This is a genomic window from Alkalinema pantanalense CENA528 (assembly GCF_050753345.1).
Classification (GTDB): domain Bacteria; phylum Cyanobacteriota; class Cyanobacteriia; order Leptolyngbyales; family Leptolyngbyaceae; genus Alkalinema; species Alkalinema pantanalense.
The window spans coordinates 1-18,626 of sequence record NZ_JBLZFX010000118.1 but is presented as its reverse complement, the minus strand read 5'-3'; the positions used below and the strand labels follow the sequence as shown (position 1 = coordinate 18,626).

The following is an 18,626-nucleotide window of genomic DNA, read 5'->3' as shown; positions in this document are numbered from 1 at the left end:
TAGGGGGTAGGAGAGTAAAAGGGTAGGAGGGTGGGGGGATGAAGCGGGGATATTATTTCTTGGTAAATCCCTTAATGCTTCAAAGCCAAGGCATAAAGTAAGCCAAGGCATAAAATTTACCGCTCAAATTTACTGCTCAAATTGCGACCTCAAAAATTTATACCAACAATAAATATTAACTTCTCGGTACAATAACCCTCTATGACAAGTCCTTCCCGCCCTGCTTCTATCCGTGCTGTTGCCGCTAGCGCCGACGCTATGCCCGTTGAGGCCATCGATCGAGAGGAAACCCCTTTGACTGTCCCGTCTGTTCCCACCGCTGCTCTGCTGGATACTCCCCAAGGTGAATTAATCGTTCCAGCATTGTCCTTTGAGTTTCCCCTAGCATTTTCACTCATTATCCCCACCTACAACGAAGGTGATAACATTCAGCGCTTGGTAGAAATCCTCAGTTCCACGCTGGATCAAGTGTTGCGCCATGATTACGAACTCATTGTGGTGGACGATGACAGCCCCGATCGGACTTGGGAAAAAGCCCTCACCCTCACTCCCGACTATCCCCAGTTACGGGTGATGCGGCGGCAGGGAGAACGGGGCTTATCTACGGCGGTGATTCGCGGCTGGCAGGTGGCCCAGGGTCGGGTGTTGGGCGTGATTGATGGAGATTTGCAGCATCCGCCGGAGGTGTTGTTGGGGCTGTGGACGCAGATGATCCAGGGGGCCGATTTAGCGGTGGCCAGTCGCCATGTGGAGGGCGGTGGCATCAGTGAATGGAGCCTGTTTCGGCGGATCACTTCACGGGGTGCTCAGATTTTGGGATTACTGATCCTGCCCCATGTCCTCGGTCGCGTGTCCGATCCGATGAGCGGTTATTTTTTGGTACAACGATCGGCGATCGGCGATCGCGTGCTCCATCCAGCGGGCTACAAAATTTTGCTGGAGGTAATTGGACGCGGGCGCATTGGGCAGATTGCTGAGGTGGGCTATGTCTTCCAGGAACGGCAGGATGGGGAAAGCAAAGTCACTGGACGGCAGTATTGGGAATATGTGCAACATTTGCTGCGGCTACGCTGGGCCAAACGCGATCGCACCGCTTTGAAGAAACTGAACCAACGCTTCCCGATCGGCAAGTTTTTGCGGTTTGGTGTCGTGGGCTTTAGTGGGTTAGCCGTAGACATGGCCGTCTTCGCCGTGCTGTTTGGCTTGCTGGGGCCGAGTCGGGCCGTCCTGGCGGCGGTGCTCTCGGCGGAAGTTGCGTTGATCAATAACTTCGTTTGGAATGATTTCTGGACATTTGGCGAAATCTCCCGTGGCCAACCGGGCAAACGGCGCTGGTTAAAACGCTTACTGAAATTTAATGTCGTCTGTGGCACAGGCATTGTCTTGCAAGGGTCTCTCATGGGGCTATTTAGCACAGTGCTGGGGCTGAATCCCTTTCTGGCAAAGTTACTGGCGATCGCGATCGTGGTGATGTGGAACTTCTGGGTCAACCTCAAGCTCAACTGGCGCGTAACCGATGTTAAAAAGTAACCCGAGCCAAAGAAATTCCTCGCTAGAATACTGTCATCAGCTCAGCCTATCAGCCCAGCCATCCCAATTCCCCTCCTACTCTCCCACCCCAACACCCATGACCCTCAGCCGCACCCACAGAAAACTCACCTTGGAGGAATATCTAACCTATGACGATGGTACGGATACTCGCTACGAATTGGTGGATGGGGAGTTAGTGGAAATGCCGCCGGAAACGCGACAGAACAATGCGATCGCAGTCAAGCTCTTACTAGAATTGGCTAAGCATGTGCCGCAACACTTGATTGCCTGGAATGCAGAAATTGAAGTCAGTGGACGTTTGGCCAATACGCGCTGCCCCGATTTACTCATCTTGACCCCAGAAGCGGAAGCTGCCTTGGCGGGAACCACTCGAGCCACGCTCACCCGAGATATGCCACCCCCAGCATTAGTCATTGAGGTCGTTAGTTCAGGGGTGAATAATCGTATGCGGGACTATCGCCACAAGCATACGGAATATGCGGCCCGTTGCATTGCAGAGTATTGGATTGTCGATCCCCAGGAAAAGCAAATAACCGTTTGCCAATGGGTGGAGGGAGCCTATGACGATTGCCTGTTCCAAGGGGGCGATCGGGTCCTTTCTCAAGTCGTGCCAGAATTCACCTTGACGCCCGATCAAATTTTTGGACTGCAAACTTGAGTGATTTGAATGACCGATACACGTTAAGGAGTCAACACAGATGACTAGCATTAAGATACACCAACGAGTAGGGGCAGATGGCATTCTTCATCTTGATATTCCCGTTGGCATCGTAGAGCGGGATGTAGAAGTGATCGTTACTTATCAACTCGTTGCTTCGCCACCCGTAACGGGTCACGTTTTAAAAAAGTTTTATGGGATCTGTGCTGATGACCCGATTATTCTGGATGAGCAAGGTATCTCGGATCAACTGGATGATGATCTAATTGGAGCGTTTGACTAGACAATGCGTTATCTGCTCGATACCAATGTTTGTGTGATGTATTTAAATGGTCGCTCACCGGAAGTATGCAATCGTTTAAGTGTTACACCACTTAGTGAAATCGTAGTTTGTTCCGTGGTGAAAGCAGAGCTATTCTATGGCGCAATGCGAAGCAATAACCCAACTCGTACCTTGGCAAGGCAACAGGAATTTTTAGCAAACTTCGTTTCACTTTCATTTGATGATCAAGCCGCACTCATTTGTGGTCGAATTCGGGGCCAACTGGCTAATCTAGGTACCCCCATCGGGACTTGCGATTTGCAGATTGCTGCGATCGCGTTGGCCAACGATCTCACCTTAGTCACCCACAACACCCAAGAGTTTAGTCGAGTTGAAGGATTACAAATGGAAGATTGGCAGATCGCCGAATAAATTTCTGTTAGCCGAAAGCCAATTTCCTAAATCCCTGAAGTTATTTGTTGAAAGGTTGGGCTTAGCCACGATCGTGCAACTTACGATCGCGGGTTAACAGAATACAGAAGCCTGCTCCTGCAAAGGCCAAGATACTACCGATCGCGTTGATTGGTGTTGGGAAACCACCCACCTGCGCTAAAAGAAAATTAAATAAACTATCGGCAGCGGAACGACCTGCGAAATAAAGCCCAACCCCTAGACCTGCTTTGGTTGCAGGTACCTGATCTAGTGCAAAGGGAATCGCACCATTCAACAGAAAACCAAACACACAACCCAATGCAATCACGGAAAAGACTTGTACACCCAACGTGGGAATGAGTAAGCCCGCAATCCACAGGGGAATGGTTGCTATTGCCAACACCATCGATCGACGGTTGCCCCATCGGGATGCTAAATAACCTGCGGGGAGAACGCTAATCAGTTGGGTGAATGTAAATAGATTTAACAGAAAAACACTATCAGGACTGGGCTGAATTACCCGCCGCATCCCAACTGTCCCCAAGCCCAACCCTAGCCCCACCGCAACCAATAAACCCAAACGTTTGTAGGAATTCGATCGCGATGTTGTGGGCTCGATCGATTGAAGTGAATTGACCTGGGTGGCCGGTTGACATTGATTGAGCACAAAGGCCGTTAGGAGTAAGGAGAGAGAGCCTAGGCCAAAGGCTCCAACATTTCCTAAATCCAATAAAATTTTGCGGTAGGCCGGTAACGTAAACAGTCCCGTCGTTAGCCCTGCCAAGGTCAAGATGCTTGCCGCTTGGGGGAGTCCACTGGTCATGGCATACTGCCCCAGTAACCCCAGTACAGGGCTACGGAAAATAGCCATAGCGATCGCCCAAGCCAACAACCCGATCTGCACTAGCCATTGCAACGCCGTCGCTGCACTGCCCAGAAACACCCAAGCGGGAATAGCAACAAAACAGGTTGTTGCAGCAATCATGCCCAGAAACACAAAGGGAAATCGAATGCCTAACCAGGTTTTATAGCGATCGGACAAACTTCCCATAATCGGTTCTAGGCCGATCGCCAGGAAATTTTCAAAGGATAGTAAATACAGTCCAAAAACTTTGGGTAGCCCCACCTGTTCCAGCAAGTTGGGGACGTAAAGGTTATAGATCACCCAAGTGAGCGTAATGGCTCCCTGTACAGCAGCAAGACCCAGTACAGGTTTCCAGGCAATGAGTGACGATCGAGATAATGCCATCACCCACCTCTTTAAAATAAGTTACGGGGATGCTCAGGAGACACTTGAGCGACCTTTTGGGAAATACTAGGATTATACAACCGTAAATAGTTCCAATAATTTTCAAACACAGCCTTAACGTATCCCCTTGTCTCATCGTAGGGAATCGCTTCCACAAATTCATCGGCATCCTGGGTCTTACTTTTGGCCAGCCATCCACCCACGGCACCGGGCCCCGCGTTGTAACTCGCCACAGCCAGCATGGAATTCCCGGAATATTCCTGGTGGGTGTAGTTCAGATACCAAGTTCCTAGTTTGATGTTGTCTTCCGGTCGATCGAGTTTATATTCCTTTAACTTAATTTGACTGGCGATGTAACTGGCCGTATCGGGCATGACCTGCATTAACCCCGTGGCCCCCACCGAAGATTTAATCTGCGGCTCAAAGCGGGATTCCTGGCGGATTAAGGCCGTAACTAGCATGGGATTGAGTTGCCGTTGCCGCGACCAGGATTCGATCTGCGCCATGTAGGGGAAAGGATAGAGCGCTTGCCAATAACTGGCATCTTTGCGCAGCGTCGCAACCTGTTGCCGATCGCTGGCTGATTCTCGATCGTTCAAATTAGACACCATAAATAGGCCGTCCAAATTATCCCCCACCCCTAAGCGCAGCACCCCGTCGGTAAACTGTTCCGCAACACTAGGTTGTTGACGATTTTGGAATTCCACTTGCCAATAGTTCCAAGCTCCACGATCGAACCCTAAATGGTGTAATTCCCGTAGAGTCTCTGAGCCCGCCAGCAAGCCATCGCGCATTTTAGGTCGTACAACAGCGGGTTGTAACTGACGCACGTTGTCGAAATCGCCCACATCCCAGCCGAGCCGCGACGCCGATCGCCAAGCATAATAGGATTCCGGATGCAGCTTAATGACGGATTGGTAATGATTGGATGCCTGCTGGTTTTGGCCCGATTGCTGTGCCCATTTTCCACCCCAAAAGCCCGCCTTGGCCGCGATCGGGCTGGTGGAATTTTCCTTCAAAATCGCTTCAACCCACTGCTGCGCCGCAGGAAGCTTACCTCCTTTGGCTTGGTCTTGGGCAATCTTCCAACGCAGTTCGGCGGCGGCTTCACTGCTGGAATGCTGTTGTAATAAGAATTGCCGCAGTTGGCTGGCAGATTGGGGACTGCCCAGTTTCTCTAAGGCATTCGCCTTACTGACGATCGCTTCTGGCGCTTTATCTGGGTAATGGGCAATGACTTGATCGAGATAGGCGATCGCTTCCTGGGGTTTTTCCGCTAACTGGGCCAGTCGGGTCAGGGCCAGTCCCGCCTCCGGAGTTTTGGGATATTTCTGCACTACGGCTTGATAGCGCTGTTGACTGCCCGGTTGGCCAGTTAAATGCAAGCCCCGTGCCGCACGGTAAGCCGTTAGAGCAGTTTCCGGGGCGCGGGCATAGGCCGCAGCGGCGAGGTCATATTTCTGGTTTTCCCAAAGGCCAAAGGCGATCGCGGCCCAATCCTCCGGCTTCAGTTGTTTGCTGTAAGTCTGCAGAAATTTTTCCGTTCGGCTGGTGTAGTCCCGCGTTTCATAGTCGTATTTAGCAAGATGCAACTGCATGGGAAACAGTTTGGGATTGTCCTGGAGCCGCAGCTTGGCAATTTCGATCGCGCGGGGATGGCTAGGGAACTGAGCGATCGCCCGATCCCAATGGGATACACCGGATTTACCCAGAATTTTTCCGAGGTGGAACAGAGCCTCGGCAGCGGTGGGATCCTTGGGGAACTGTTGCAGGATGGCTTGGTAGGTGGCGATCGCAGGGTCTTTCTGTCCGGCGGCTTCGTAGGCGCGTCCCCGTTGCATCAGGATGGGCGCGGCCATGGCACGGTAATGGGTTTCGAGATCCTTGAGCAGGTCGATCGCGGCTTGGGCTTGACCGGCTTCAATGGCCTCGTTGGCGAGAAGGTAGCGGGCACGATCGCGATCGAGGGAGGGTTGGGCAGCGGTGGCGAATTTTTTCAGGGCTTCGGTGCGTTGCGGTGAGGACGGCTTGTTAATCAGCTCACTAACGGCAGAAGGTTCACCGCTTGTGTTACTGGAACTAGAGCCGTTGCTGTTGGGAAAGGGACTGGTGATCCCCATGAATTGAAAGCGCCCATTGGGGTCAGTTTTGACCGTAGTAGACACGAGGGCACCCACGCCAAAGGAGGCAATCCCCAACCCGACGATGATGGTTCCGACTAATTTGCGCTGCGGCCACTCCTTCCAGTCCATTGCCGTGCTCCTCTGCTGCCATGTACGCCATTACCTTAGGACTCTCTTATAACAGACTTTTGGCAGATTTTGAGAGGAAAAGTCAGGGTCGAGGGGAAGGAATCCTTTACCCACGATCGAAGTCCGGAGAAAGCGCAAATTTTCAATTTTGAGACCGGGGTAATTCTGACCTCGATTGAAATCTAAGGCAAATGGAAGTAATAACAGATTAATCAGCAAGTTTCCTCAGTCTAGATCAGATTTAAACCCGCTAAGAATAGCGCTCGTAAAAACATGATCTGTAATGAATTCAAAAATTAATATTGGAATACTAAAAAATCACCTGAATGAGATTGAGAGGATCAATCCGGGTCATGCAAGAGTGACATTAATTTTTAACACCCCCGGTCTGCCTTGCATTTTGTCCGATCGCGTAATCTCTTGCATTTCCCGCCCCGACTGTGCCCTTGCCAGAATGGTATAGTTCCCTGGCCGAGCAGGCAGCCAACGGTACCGCCACAACGTCCACTCATGGGGAGAACTGGGCTGATTTTGTTCCGCAACTTGCCAGGTTTGACCGTTATCTACGCTCACTTGTACCTGGGTAATCGGCGTCGATCGATCGAGGGCCACCCCTGCTAATAAAATTCCATCCCGCCAACGATTTGTTGGGTTCGTGAGTTCGTCTTTGAACGTCACACTGTGATGGCCATTCCACACCCGCTGCTCCTGCACTTGCCGCAATAAAGCATGGGTCGGAATTTCCGCCGTATTCGACCACCCCTGATTTTCCCAATAGCCCGTTTCCGGCTTGGCGATCGCCTTAATGCCCACCAGCCATTTTGGTTGCTTCTGGCCAAAGTGCCCCGGAATGATAATCCTGAGGGGAAAGCCATGCTCCTTGGTCAACGGTTCCCCATTCATGCGATGCACTAACCGCACCTCAGGCCGTAGCAATTCGGCCACAGGCAACGTGGTTTCGTACCAGTCATTACCCCGCATTTTGAACTCCACCGCCTCCGGTTTCACCCCCGCCTTTTCCAAAAACGGCAGCAGCGGCGTTCCCGTCCAGCGTGCATTGCCAATTAAATTTCCCCCCGCTGGATTGCCAATACATTCCATCGTGAGATAGAACTCTTCCTGGGGCGCGTTTAAAATGTCATCAAATTTCAAGGTCAATGGTTGATTCACAGCCCCGTCGATCTTGAGTTCCCAGGTTTCCAGCTTGACTTGGGACGGCAGTGCATAGGATTGCACATAAAACTCCCCGATCGGCGTGATCAGATGATCCGGCAAGGGCATTTTGGGATCGAGCAAATCCAGCAAAAAGAGCGGATCAAATGCTTGGGATTGGCAGCCTGTGAGCAAGCTCGCTCCAATCAAGCCCCCAGACGTTTGCAAAAGTTGTTGAAGAAATTGACGCCGTTGCACAGGAGATACCGCGATCCATGGATTCACCTCATTCAGAATAGCAAGTTCCCAGGCTAGTGGCAGGTTTCGTTGGTCGCTGGTCGCAGCGCAATTTAGGTCAACAGCAAGCTTGATGGGTTGCCAGTAAACCAAAGAATGTCACCTGATGTGGGCAACTGGGGCACTCTCAGGCTAAGACTGAAATGGGGCAAATCTGGGGAAAAGAGTTCATGCTGTGGATTGTTCCGGCCACGCTGGCGTTAGGAGCCGTATTTTTTTATGGGGGCACTCGCTTCGGCAACGTCATGTTGCGCCGTGGGGCGACTGCTAATGACTTACTGAAGGGACAGGAGTGGCAAACCTGGATCATTATTCTGATCTATGGATTGTTGCTATTTCTGGCAGTGAACTTGCCGCAGATGCAATTTTTCCCATTGGATTGGCGTGTGGTGGGGATGCGGATTACTTGGCTGATGATCCGGGTGCTATTGCTGGGAGCCTGCGGCTTTGCGATCGCCATTAGCTGGAAAACCGCGCGGATACAATTAGGGGCGATCGTCACGGTGAGCTTAATCGGCCTCATCAGTTTCACGGTGGTAGAGTCCTACTACCTATCACCCATCCACAGCGAACTGAAAAATAACCTGCGGCCTAATCAAGTCTTCAAACAAACCTCTGCGAGTAGCTGTGCGCCCTCGGCCTTGGCGACGCTGCTGCAACGGTGGGGCATCACCCAAGCGACGGAATCCAAAGTTGCCCAACTGGCCGAAACCAGTCGCATGGGCACCTCCAATCCACAGGTGATCAAGGCAGCGCAGGGCTTTGGGCTGACGGGCTTGGAACTAACCGATGCCACCTGGGAGCAACTCTGGAAGATTAATCGACCGGGAATTCTATCAGTTTGGCTGGGATCCGGCTGGCGCAGATTACCCCATGCTGTTGCGCTAATGGCTATGGGGCAGGATCACGTTGTGGTGGCCGATCCCGCCCAGGGCAAGTATTACAGTTGGACTCAGGAGGAATTGCGATCGCGCTGGCGGGAGGAGTTTGTCCCCATTTTTCGGCCCAATGAAGTTGTCCTCACCCAGTCCCAGATCGATCGCTACCTGAAGAAATTAGGATTCAGCCCCGATGCTGAGGGTATTCGCAGCTTCCAACGCGCCGTGAAGATCAAAGCAACGGGGTTAGCGGATCCTTTAACCGTCCTTCTCCTGACCGGACGATTTCTAAACAATGAAATCCCCACCCTGGCCATTGACCAATTTGAGCGGGATACGATGCAGCGGATGGGATGCAGTGCTGACCCATCGACCTGCCCCTGGTAAGTCGATCGCTTCGCAAAAAAAGCAGAGAATTTAGTCAAGTTCTTTCAAAGTCCCCCTTATTAAGGGGGATTTAAGAGGATCGCTAGGTGTTGCAATCACAAGTTGACTTGGTATTAGGGAATGGCTTGAATGACTTCTTTCACAAAATCATCCGTCAGAATATCCCCATTTTGGTAGCGGCGCTTGATGGTGGATAGCGCTGCTAATTTGGTCACGGCATCACTGGGCGGAACGGCTGGCGGCGTAGTCGATCCGCCGGTTGCAGGTTTGCCCGCTAATTTTCTAGCTTCATCATTCAACTGCCGTTGGATGGCAGGGGTGGCAATTCCAGTAATCGGTAATCCCTTCGCTTTTTGATATTCCTTAACGCCCTGGAAGGTTTGGATCCCGTAATAGCCGGTGAGCGGTAAATCGCTTTTTTTCAAAACGAGTTTAAGGTTGTTTTGTAAGTTGCGGACAATCCCATCCACTTGAGTGAGGAGAGCAGCGCTAAATTTACCGTCAGCGGTGAGTTGCCGATCGCGCTGGAATTGATAAATGGCCGATCGGGTATAGGCATCCAGTACCTTGATACTGCGCATGGAATTATTGGCAGTAATGCTGCCGCCGCCCAAAGCCGTCGCATCAAAGGCATTCTGTTCATTGCCAATGCCAAATAGACCCCGTGGCCCCATGGGATAGCCCAAGCCGTCTAGATTATCGCGAAGTCTTGTGAGCTGGTCTGCGGTAAAAGTCATCGTTTCTTCCCTAATTTCCTATGACCTAAAAGTAGATACAGTGAATGACATTGCTAAATGACATTGCTAGAGGATGGCTGAAGACGATCGAGGGCCTCCCACGAGATCCTCTGCTGTGGGCTGACTACCCACCCAATTCTTCCGAATCCTGATTTACGTACCATTTTGCAACGCAGTTTCTGGGATGGCTCGAGAAACTCAGAAAATCTTCGCAACCGTAAATTTTGTTAACCCTCGATCGGTGTTCGGTCTCAATCTGTGCGAATGCTCGATCGCTTCTATCCTCGATCGAGGAGCTTTGCTTGTAATGAAACCGATAAGCAGCATTGGGAGACTCAACATTCCAATCGCCCGCCTTTTTCGCGGAATATTTGGCACGGCACGGGATAATGGCAAGGGACAACATGATCCAGGGTGAAGCTTTCTCGGGGAGTCTTGATTCGCTAGGTTCAGCCAAGCCCAGGACTCTTCTGATGAGAACGCTTCATGGGTTGGACGTTTCTGATATAGATTGTGGCTGTTGGTAAGTTGACTGTCTGGCTTCAGTGGCTTCAGTCCGGCTTTGGGCAAAGTGTCAGAAACCCTAGACTCAGAAACTCCAGACTTAGAAACTCCAGACAGTGTTGTTAGGTTGAACTATGGCGAATAAACCTGATTCATCAAGTCCAGACCGGACTGGCCGTTGGAAGTCCGTTTGGGAAAATGTTCAAATTGTCGCGATCGCGCTGATTGTGGCGTTATTGGTTCGTACCTTTATTGCGGAACCGCGATTCATTCCCTCCGACTCCATGGTGCCAACCTTATTGACAGACGATCGCTTAATTGTCGAGAAGGTTTCCTACTGGTTTCAATCGCCCCGCATGGGAGATATCGTCGTCTTTAGTGCCCCAGAACCTTTGCAGCGCCAAGGCTACGACAAAAGCCAAGCCCTGATCAAACGCATCATTGGCCAACCCGGTCATCGAGTGGGGATTTATCAAGGCAAGGTTTCGATCGATGGGCAACCCCTTCAGGAACCCTACACCGCCGAACCTCCAGCCTATAACTGTCCTAGCCAAACGCCCTTAGTGCCTCGCGGCCAGGATTTTTGCTCCTTTCTATTTTCCCAAGGACTCAAGGAGGGCGAAAGCTTCCAAGTGCCAGACAATTATTACTTCGTCATGGGCGACAACCGCAACAACAGCAACGATTCCCACGCCTGGGGATTTCTCCCTCGTCAGAACATTATTGGTCGGGCCTGGGTTCGCTTCTTCCCGTTTAATCGGCTGGGCGATATTTACACCAAGTAAGGTGAGGGCAGTAGAGGAGTGGGAGGGTAGGAGGTGAAACGCTTACTTCTCCCGAAAAATTCCGAAGACGGATGTAAACCCGTGCAGATAACTAGTGGTTCCAACGGGGCCAATTTCGCCGTTACAGAAAAACCCACCGATCGGCACATGATCCACATAGCGGCTGAACAGTTGGGAGTCGAAATTGGGTTCCCCATAGAGCGCTTCCCCGCGCCCTAGGCAGGCAAACATCAGTGCCCCATGGGGTTTTGGGTGGCTCATCCCATTGAGCTGGTACTTCCGCAATAAAGTTTCTAAGTCCTCTTCGGAGGTGGCGGCATCCCGCAGATGGAATTGGATGCGTTGGCCGGGACGAACCCGATCGCCGATCGCCAAGGCTCCTTCACGGGGATCAAAGCCCAATAGATTACGAATCAGAAAGTCACCAGACTCAAGGCACTGCTTAAATTCGGTTTGAGCTACCCCCACGAACAAAGCGGACTGAGCCAAAACCTTATCCTCTTCACTGAGGGTTTGGATCAAATCCCGCAGCATTTCTAGGGGACTGCCTTGGGTGGTTGCCCCCTCTGCTTCCGATTCCATTTTAAGGATAATGTTGCGTTCGCTCTCCACCACGCAGTAGGGCTGCCCGATCGGACGACAGCCTTGGGCCACGATCGTATCGATCACAATGTTACCTGTCAGTGCAATTCCCACTGCGCCACTGCGATAAAACCGATCGCCACAAAAGAGCCCACTACTGCCGTTTGTCAAACCTGAACTGGCAATGCCGCCCACCTTGGGAGATTGGGGAAAGGCATAGTCTAAGCCCGCCAGAAGATCGTTGATCCCTGTGGAAAACGGATCCACTAATAACACAAACTGCGGTTGTCCCGACTCTGGTAAACCCACTAAATCAGCCCAAGCCCTAGGCGCACTGTCGAGATCGGGCAGGGTTTCCATACTCAGGTAGAAGGGGTGAACTTCCACTCCTGGTAGACTGCCAAGAACTAAATTGATGGCAACTTCATCTTCGACTTCCCGCACCGTCCCTCGAGTATTGATGCCAATAATGCCACTCCCGTTACATCCGATCAGGGGAACATTGGGTAGTTGGGGCTGGAGCAGTGGCAAGATTCGGGCATATTCGCTCGTAAAGGCCGATGAAACAAACAAGAAACCGACATCCGCCGGCACTCCTAGCTGGGCTTGGGCTTGTTCAACGACTTCCGCGATCGCCGCTTCTAGAGAAGGACGGGTTGACAAAGCACTAGACCATTTCATAGCGCGAGCATTTGTTTCCACTCTCAGCAGATCCCTTAGCAGATTCCATGGGCTTGAATGTACCCACCCTAACATGACCGTTGGCCTAACATGTCTGATGACGAGAATTCGTGTTAAGGGTGGGAAGATTACCGTTCTTTAAAAAGATCCTGAAGGGCGCTGTAACATAGCTACAAGCCTCAAACCGAGGGGATAACCCAACCCCTTGATACTAGCGGTGCCTTGCTGCGGGAATGAAGCAAGTTACAATAGGGAACAGGTTCAGTCAAGGAGTTCCACTGTTTCGTTTAACCCACTAGTCTAACCGCTGTGAATTTTAACTACTGTGGACTTGTATCCTTTCTCTGTCCCTACTCTCTCCCATGATTTACATTGGTGGTCGTTTGCGATCGTCAAACCCAACTTTATAGAAGAGTGACGGAAAAAACTATGAGCGACATTCAACAACAAATTGAGCAAGAGCGCGACAACGCTCGCACTGTCTGCGATGTCAGCGGTACCAATTCTAAGGAATGTGCAGCCGCTTGGGACGCAGTTGAAGAACTGCAAGCAGAGGCTGCTCACCAACGCCAAGTTAAGCCTCAAACTACGTTTGAAAAATACTGTGATGAAAATCCGGAAGCAGCAGAATGCCGGATTTACGAGGACTAAGGGCGTCCTTTCTTCGGAAAGAATTCTCTAAACCTAGCAGCGCTCATGGGTTCCAGGTCATTTGTTCCAGAACAATGAGCGCTGTTTGCTGTCTCTAGCTTACCGTCTCTAAAGTGGCAATCCGCCCTTGAATGGAGGATGCTACCTTAGATTTTCCATCGCTTGAGGCAAATTTGCAGGACTTGCAATCGGTTTACCTCAATCGGTTTACCTCAATTGGTTTACGAGAATTTGCCCTGCTTCTGCTTCCCTGGCCTGTGGATGGTGTTATCGTAGGGAGTTGGTATCACGTCGGTAGATTATGGCACCTTGGGTTACTTCACTAATCTGGATGGACTATCGCCTTGCTGTGGTGTTCGCAGTGGTGATTCCGCTGATTTTGCTAATTGGGGCATTCATCCAACAAGCGGATGCGATTCAGCGGCTGATGGTGATTTATTGGCGGGTGGCGAGTCTGCTGCTGATTAGTACCTATTTACTCATTGGGGTGATCCCCCTAGGGTTTATTTCGGGATGGTTTGCACGCATTTTGATCCCCATTTCGCTGTGGTTTTGGGTGGATCTCAATGATGAAATTCGGGATCAGCCAAATAACGTTCTGAAGTTGGGATTGACAGCTTGGCGATGGGCGGTGTCAGTTTACTGCCTGGTGGGTGCAGTCTTGCAGTTGCCTGTTGTACAATGTGCGTTCATGTCCAGCGATGCGATCGTTGCAGGCTCGGCGGGACAGTCTCTTTGTCTGGCATGGCTGCAACCCCCGATCGCCTATAAAGCTCTTCTCCATCCCACCACTCGGGAATGGTTTTTGGGCATTCTGGGCTTAATTGGTTTAGGGATTTACGTCATTTATCTCGGGTATTTTATTTTCTTTCGACTTAACAAGCGGAAACGCTCGGCTATTGGTTAGCTTAGCTAATTGAGTGAGCTTGGCCAATTCGTTATAGCGTCTTCACAAATTGAGTTTTTAGGGCTATTAGAATCTTTCCCGCTGTGATTGATTTTTAGGGCACACTAGAAAGGAATCAGCATGACAGCTTCTATCGCGCGTCGCCTGGAGCAGTACACAGTTAAGCGTCCAGGAGAAGTTCTATTAGTCACCGTCGATCTGAATGGTCAACCTGACCAAATTGCGATCTTTAAGGGGTTTTCCAGCTCGTTAATGTGTCCCACTGCATTCGATCCCGATGTTCCCGTAATTTCGGATGATGCACAAGTTCACAAGATCGATCGCTTGGAAAGTCCCTACAATCCCAAAGCGCCACGTTATATCGCTCAGGGGTTGTCTTGGGATGTCTTTGAAGCGTTGATGGCGGAAGCTGGTGTGTAGACCAGCAAATTATTTTAATGAGCCAATAACCCCTGGGGATCGAGTCTCCGGGGGTTTTCGATCGAGGTGGGCTGGTGTCTACCTGAGCAATGCTACTCAACTGCCACCAAAACGCCACAATTCGTTGCTTTGATGATGATTGCTGGGACTGATCTTTGCAGGGCGTGGAATCATGGTAGCAAGGTGGAGAGGGTTAAAGCTGATCCCCGATCGACCTCAGCTTAACCAAATGTGAGTTCAATAAATTCGGGCTGAAACTCGATCGTCGGGGCTGCTGGGCAGCAAAGATCGGGGAGCAGTTCACCGACATCCTAGTAAATTCTCCGTCCAAGGATAGGGGGATTAAGGCTAGGGGGATTTGCGAGGCACAATTTTGCTTGTCGAGCTCACGTTAACCAAAATCAGCTTGACAAAGTGTAAATCTGAGCCTAAACAAGTTCTGGGTCTGTATTCTGAGTCTGTATCAGTGAGGAGTTAAAGATTATGGTTGCGTCCTTGAATCAGCGGGAAAGTCAGTCTTGGGGCATGGTGCGTTTGCCAGATGGGGCGCTGTTTGGAACCGATGGCATTCGAGGTAAGGCGGGCGATCTGCTGACGGCTCCCTTGGCAATGCAGGTGGGCTACTGGGCGGGCCATGTCCTACGGGATGTCGCCGGAGATCATGCCCCGATCGTCCTAGGGCGAGATTCGCGCAACTCCAGTGATATGTTGGCGACGGCACTCTCAGCGGGTTTAACGTCAGCGGGCTTGGATGTGTGGGACTTGGGAATGTGTCCGACGCCCGTTGTGGCCCACTCTACCCAAGGCACCGGGGCGATCGGTGGGGTGATGATTTCCGCCAGCCACAATCCCCCGGAGGACAATGGCATTAAGTTTTTTGGGGCTTCCGGTAGTAAATTAGCCCCGGAATTGCAGCAAACGGTGGAAGCAGCCCTGCGGGGACGGTTGTGTCATCTGGAAATGGAGCCGCACCAGTGGGGCCAGCATTCCTATCGCCCTGAACTGGTCGATCGCTACTTACAGGATCTGCAAACCCCGCTCCTCAATCAGGTGCACCATCCCTTAACTGGCCTGAAAATTGTCCTGGATTTGGCTTGGGGGGCCGCCACTCGAACCGCCGCGATCGCCTTTCGGCAGTTGGGAGCCGAGGTGATTTGTCTCCATGAGCAGCCCGATGGCAATCGCATTAATGTCAATTGCGGTTCGACCCACTTAGCCACACTGCGGGAAGCGGTCAAACAGCATCAAGCCTGCGTGGGTTTTGCCTTTGATGGAGATGCCGATCGGGTGTTGGCGGTGGATGGCCAGGGGCGCACGGTGGATGGGGACTACATCCTTTACCTTTGGGGCAAGGAATTGATGGCTTTGGGCCAATTGCCAGAGCAGACGATCGTCGCGACGGTGATGTCCAACTTGGGCTTTGAGCGAGCTTGGCAAAAACTGGGTGGCCAATTGATTCGGGCGGCGGTGGGCGATCAGTACGTCCATGCGGAAATGGTGAAAACTGGAGCGATGTTGGGTGGGGAGCAATCCGGCCACATCCTATGTCCCCACTACGGGGTGAGTGGCGATGGGCTGATGACGGCGTTGCACTTGGCCAGCTTGATTCAACAATCGGGGGGAACCTTGGCCGATTTAGTGGATGCCAGCTTCCAGACCTATCCCCAGGTGCTGCGTAATGTGCGGGTGGAAAATCGCGATCGTCGATTAAATTGGCAGGATTGCGAACCCGTGCAAGCGGCGATCGTTAAAGCAGAGGCGGCTATGGGCGATCGGGGTCGAATTTTGGTACGTGCTTCGGGGACGGAACCCGTGATCCGGGTGATGGTGGAAGCGGAAACGGTGGATCTTGTCGAGTCTTGGACAACTTACCTCGTGGCTGCGGTGGAAACTCATCTGGCCGATTAGCCGATTGGCTAGGGGTAGGAGAGTAAAAGAGTAGACGGGTAGGGGGATGAATCAGGGCTATAATTCCTTGGCAAATCCCTAGCCATTGAATTAGCCAGTCAAAAATGCGAATCCCTCCTAGACTGGGGAAAGGAGCGCTGTGATTTGACTGTAATTTGGCTGTGATTCGATCGTTACCGTCCGATGTCATTAACCTAATTGCCGCTGGGGAAGTGATTGATTCCCTGGCGGCAGTGGTGCGGGAATTGGCGGAAAATGCGATCGACGCTGGAGCAACGCGGATTACGGTGACGCTCTGGCCGGAACAGTGGCGCATCCGGGTAGCAGACAATGGGCGAGGCATGACTTTGGCGGATTTGCAGCAAGCCGCAGCACCCCACAGCACTAGCAAAATTCACGATCGCGACGACTTAAACAAAATTCAAACCCTAGGTTTCCGAGGAGAGGCGCTCCATAGTCTGGCGCAGTTGTCCTGCTTGGAAATTCTGAGTTGCGCAGCCGCGACAAATGACGAGACTCATTCCGGCTGGCGAGTGCTGTACGATGGGCTGGGGCAAGTGCAGCAGATGGAGACGATCGCGATCGCGCCGGGAACGATCGTGACGATCGAGGATTTGTTCGGCAATTGGCCCGCTCGTCGTCAAAGTTTACCGATTCTGAGTCAACAACTCCGTACCCTTCAACAGACGATTTATCACATTGCCCTGAGCCATCCGCAGATTACTTGGCAGGTTTATCAAGGCGATCGAGAATGGTTAACCCTATGGGGCGGAAAAACCGTTCAGACGATATTACCGCAAATTCTGCCGCAGGTTCGTCCAGAGGATTTACGCTATCTTCGTCAAGTAATATCGGATAGTTCTCAAGAGTTAGATGCTAGTGAATCTTCAGCGATAGACGATCGAGCCTCTCTGCCATTGACGAATCCATTAACGGCACCATTCCTAGAAAAATCACCCGATTTATTGAATGATCATATTGATATTGAATTGTTATTGGGATTACCCGATCGTTGCCATCGTCATCGCCCTGACTGGATGAAAGTTGCGGTGAATGGGCGATTTGTCAAATTTCCTGAGCTGGAAGCAACGTTATTTTCCAGTTTGCGGCGCACGGTTCCCCGCGATCGTTATCCCATTTGTTTGGTTCATCTCCATGTGCCAGCCCAGTGGATTGATTGGAATCGCCATCCCGCTAAGGAAGAGGTTTATTTACAGCACTTGGAATCCTGCCAGCAATGGATTAGTCAAACGATCGAACAAGCGCTAAAACTTGACTTTGAAAACGCAATAGCGACCAGTCGAACCCAGGATCTGATGAAGGCGGCGGAGCAGACAGGGAATTACGCGGTCAATCGTCGGGTGGAATCGCAAGGCCAATCGCTGATCTCATCAGAACTGAAAGCGATCGCTCAAGTACACAATATGTATATTTTAGCGGAGCACGCAACGGGGCTGTGGTTGATTGAACAGCACATTGCCCATGAGCGGGTGTTGTTTGAACAATTGTGCGATCGCTGGCAGTTGGTGGATTTAGAACCCCCTGTGATTCTTAAACAGTTAACGATCGGGCAGGTGGAGCAACTTCAGCAGATTGGGATCACGGTGGAGGAATTTGGGGAAGATCTCTGGGCGGTGCGCCATGCTCCAGCCCTGTTAGCGGAACGAGATGACCTGGCCGATGCCCTTTGGGAACTCAGCTTAGGCGGTAGTTTAGAAGCGGCACAGGTGGCCACGGCCTGTAGATCGGCAATTCGCAATGGCACGCCGTTAAGTTTAATGGAAATGCAAACGTTAATTAATCAATGGCAGCAAACTCGAAATCCCAATACTTGTCCCCACGGTCGTCCGATTTATCTATCCTTAGAAGAGTCAGCATTATCGCGCTTTTTCCGCCGTCATTGGGTCATTGGCAAAAGTCATGGGATCTGATTTTGCAAGATAATCGAGCCTAGGGCGATCGTGGCAGGCAAGGCTTGCACCCAAAGAATCGATCGCTTAACCGTAATCGCGCCATACACTCCAGCAATCATAATGCCAATGAGAAAAAGTAAGCTGATAGAAATGTCACTCTGTTTAACAAACCAAGCCCACAGGAGTCCGATGGCTAATAGGCCATTGTAAAGACCCATATTGGCCGCTAGGGGAGCCATTAATTTCGCTTGATCGATCGTGAGATTGAAGTTGGCAGCAATTTTTGGAGTTGTCCACAGGAACATTTCTACGATCCAAAATCCAAGGTGGAATAATGCTGTAATCACAATAGCAAGATAAGCAGGGTAAGCGCATCTTAAAGAGTAGCTCTGTATACAGACGATTTGCATAGACTGTGAG

17 protein-coding genes are annotated in these 18,626 nt (G+C 51.3%); 11 read left to right on the top strand and 6 right to left on the bottom strand.

Annotated features, from left to right (window positions below; all coding sequences use genetic code 11):
• The first annotated feature begins 201 nt into the window (after positions 1–201).
• The 4 genes from ACN4EG_RS24505 to vapC all read left to right on the top strand — a co-directional run bounded on the left by ACN4EG_RS24505 (position 202) and on the right by vapC (position 2,903).
• Positions 202–1,530, top strand: a complete 1,329-nt coding sequence (locus tag ACN4EG_RS24505) for a glycosyltransferase (RefSeq protein WP_431632901.1) — start codon at positions 202–204, stop codon at positions 1,528–1,530.
• A gap of 97 nt (positions 1,531–1,627) precedes the next feature.
• Positions 1,628–2,209 carry a Uma2 family endonuclease gene (locus tag ACN4EG_RS24500; protein WP_431632900.1) on the top strand — a complete coding sequence of 194 codons (582 nt, stop codon included), beginning with the start codon at positions 1,628–1,630 and terminating at the stop codon, positions 2,207–2,209.
• 40 nt (positions 2,210–2,249) lie between these two features.
• Positions 2,250–2,492, top strand: a complete 243-nt coding sequence (locus tag ACN4EG_RS24495) for a hypothetical protein (RefSeq protein ID WP_431632899.1) — start codon at positions 2,250–2,252, stop codon at positions 2,490–2,492.
• Between the two features lie 3 nt (positions 2,493–2,495).
• Positions 2,496–2,903 carry a type II toxin-antitoxin system tRNA(fMet)-specific endonuclease VapC gene (gene vapC, locus ACN4EG_RS24490; RefSeq protein ID WP_431632898.1) on the top strand — a complete coding sequence of 136 codons (408 nt, stop codon included), beginning with the start codon at positions 2,496–2,498 and terminating at the stop codon, positions 2,901–2,903.
• 61 nt (positions 2,904–2,964) lie between these two features.
• Here vapC and ACN4EG_RS24485 read toward each other — a convergent pair whose 3' ends face one another.
• The 3 genes from ACN4EG_RS24485 to ACN4EG_RS24475 all read right to left on the bottom strand — a co-directional run bounded on the left by ACN4EG_RS24485 (position 2,965) and on the right by ACN4EG_RS24475 (position 7,946).
• The gene (locus tag ACN4EG_RS24485; protein ID WP_431632897.1) at positions 2,965–4,152 is read right to left on the bottom strand and encodes an MFS transporter; all 1,188 of its coding nucleotides are present in this window, start codon (positions 4,150–4,152) and stop codon (positions 2,965–2,967) included.
• Positions 4,153–4,163: 11 nt separating this feature from the next.
• Positions 4,164–6,404 (bottom strand): lytic transglycosylase domain-containing protein, encoded by a 2,241-nt coding sequence (locus ACN4EG_RS24480; RefSeq protein WP_431632896.1) that lies wholly within the window; start codon positions 6,402–6,404, stop codon positions 4,164–4,166.
• A 351-nt stretch (positions 6,405–6,755) separates the two neighbouring features.
• Entirely contained in the window at positions 6,756–7,946 is a 1,191-nt protein-coding gene (locus ACN4EG_RS24475) for a molybdopterin-dependent oxidoreductase (RefSeq protein WP_431632895.1), read from the bottom strand.
• A gap of 77 nt (positions 7,947–8,023) precedes the next feature.
• Between ACN4EG_RS24475 and ACN4EG_RS24470 the strand changes: the two genes are divergently transcribed.
• Positions 8,024–9,118, top strand: coding sequence for a cysteine peptidase family C39 domain-containing protein (locus ACN4EG_RS24470; RefSeq protein ID WP_431632894.1), 1,095 nt, complete (start codon positions 8,024–8,026; stop codon positions 9,116–9,118).
• Between the two features lie 113 nt (positions 9,119–9,231).
• On the opposite strand, the gene ACN4EG_RS24465 is transcribed toward ACN4EG_RS24470, so the two are convergent.
• Complete coding sequence (locus tag ACN4EG_RS24465) at positions 9,232–9,855, bottom strand: peptidoglycan-binding domain-containing protein (RefSeq protein ID WP_431632893.1); 624 nt, start codon at positions 9,853–9,855, stop codon at positions 9,232–9,234.
• Positions 9,856–10,493: 638 nt separating this feature from the next.
• Between ACN4EG_RS24465 and lepB the strand changes: the two genes are divergently transcribed.
• Positions 10,494–11,144, top strand: coding sequence for a signal peptidase I (gene lepB / locus ACN4EG_RS24460; RefSeq protein ID WP_431632892.1), 651 nt, complete (start codon positions 10,494–10,496; stop codon positions 11,142–11,144).
• Positions 11,145–11,186: 42 nt separating this feature from the next.
• On the opposite strand, the gene ACN4EG_RS24455 is transcribed toward lepB, so the two are convergent.
• Positions 11,187–12,407, bottom strand: a complete 1,221-nt coding sequence (locus tag ACN4EG_RS24455) for an FIST signal transduction protein (protein WP_431632891.1) — start codon at positions 12,405–12,407, stop codon at positions 11,187–11,189.
• Positions 12,408–12,836: 429 nt separating this feature from the next.
• Between ACN4EG_RS24455 and ACN4EG_RS24450 the strand changes: the two genes are divergently transcribed.
• The 5 genes from ACN4EG_RS24450 (at position 12,837) to mutL (ending at position 18,224) form a co-directional block, all read left to right on the top strand.
• Entirely contained in the window at positions 12,837–13,058 is a 222-nt protein-coding gene (locus ACN4EG_RS24450; RefSeq protein ID WP_431632890.1) for a Calvin cycle protein CP12, read from the top strand.
• A 301-nt stretch (positions 13,059–13,359) separates the two neighbouring features.
• Complete coding sequence (locus ACN4EG_RS24445; protein WP_431632889.1) at positions 13,360–13,965, top strand: DUF3177 family protein; 606 nt, start codon at positions 13,360–13,362, stop codon at positions 13,963–13,965.
• Positions 13,966–14,085: 120 nt separating this feature from the next.
• Positions 14,086–14,385, top strand: coding sequence for a DUF7734 family protein (locus ACN4EG_RS24440; RefSeq protein WP_431632888.1), 300 nt, complete (start codon positions 14,086–14,088; stop codon positions 14,383–14,385).
• 483 nt (positions 14,386–14,868) lie between these two features.
• Positions 14,869–16,293 carry a phosphoglucosamine mutase gene (glmM, locus tag ACN4EG_RS24435; protein ID WP_431632887.1) on the top strand — a complete coding sequence of 475 codons (1,425 nt, stop codon included), beginning with the start codon at positions 14,869–14,871 and terminating at the stop codon, positions 16,291–16,293.
• A 161-nt stretch (positions 16,294–16,454) separates the two neighbouring features.
• Positions 16,455–18,224 carry a DNA mismatch repair endonuclease MutL gene (mutL, locus tag ACN4EG_RS24430; protein WP_431632886.1) on the top strand — a complete coding sequence of 590 codons (1,770 nt, stop codon included), beginning with the start codon at positions 16,455–16,457 and terminating at the stop codon, positions 18,222–18,224.
• Here the strand turns inward: mutL and ACN4EG_RS24425 are convergent.
• Positions 18,212–18,626 (bottom strand): DUF1304 domain-containing protein (locus ACN4EG_RS24425; RefSeq protein WP_431632885.1); only part of this gene is annotated, 415 nt, incomplete at its 5' end. The genes mutL and ACN4EG_RS24425 overlap by 13 nt on opposite strands.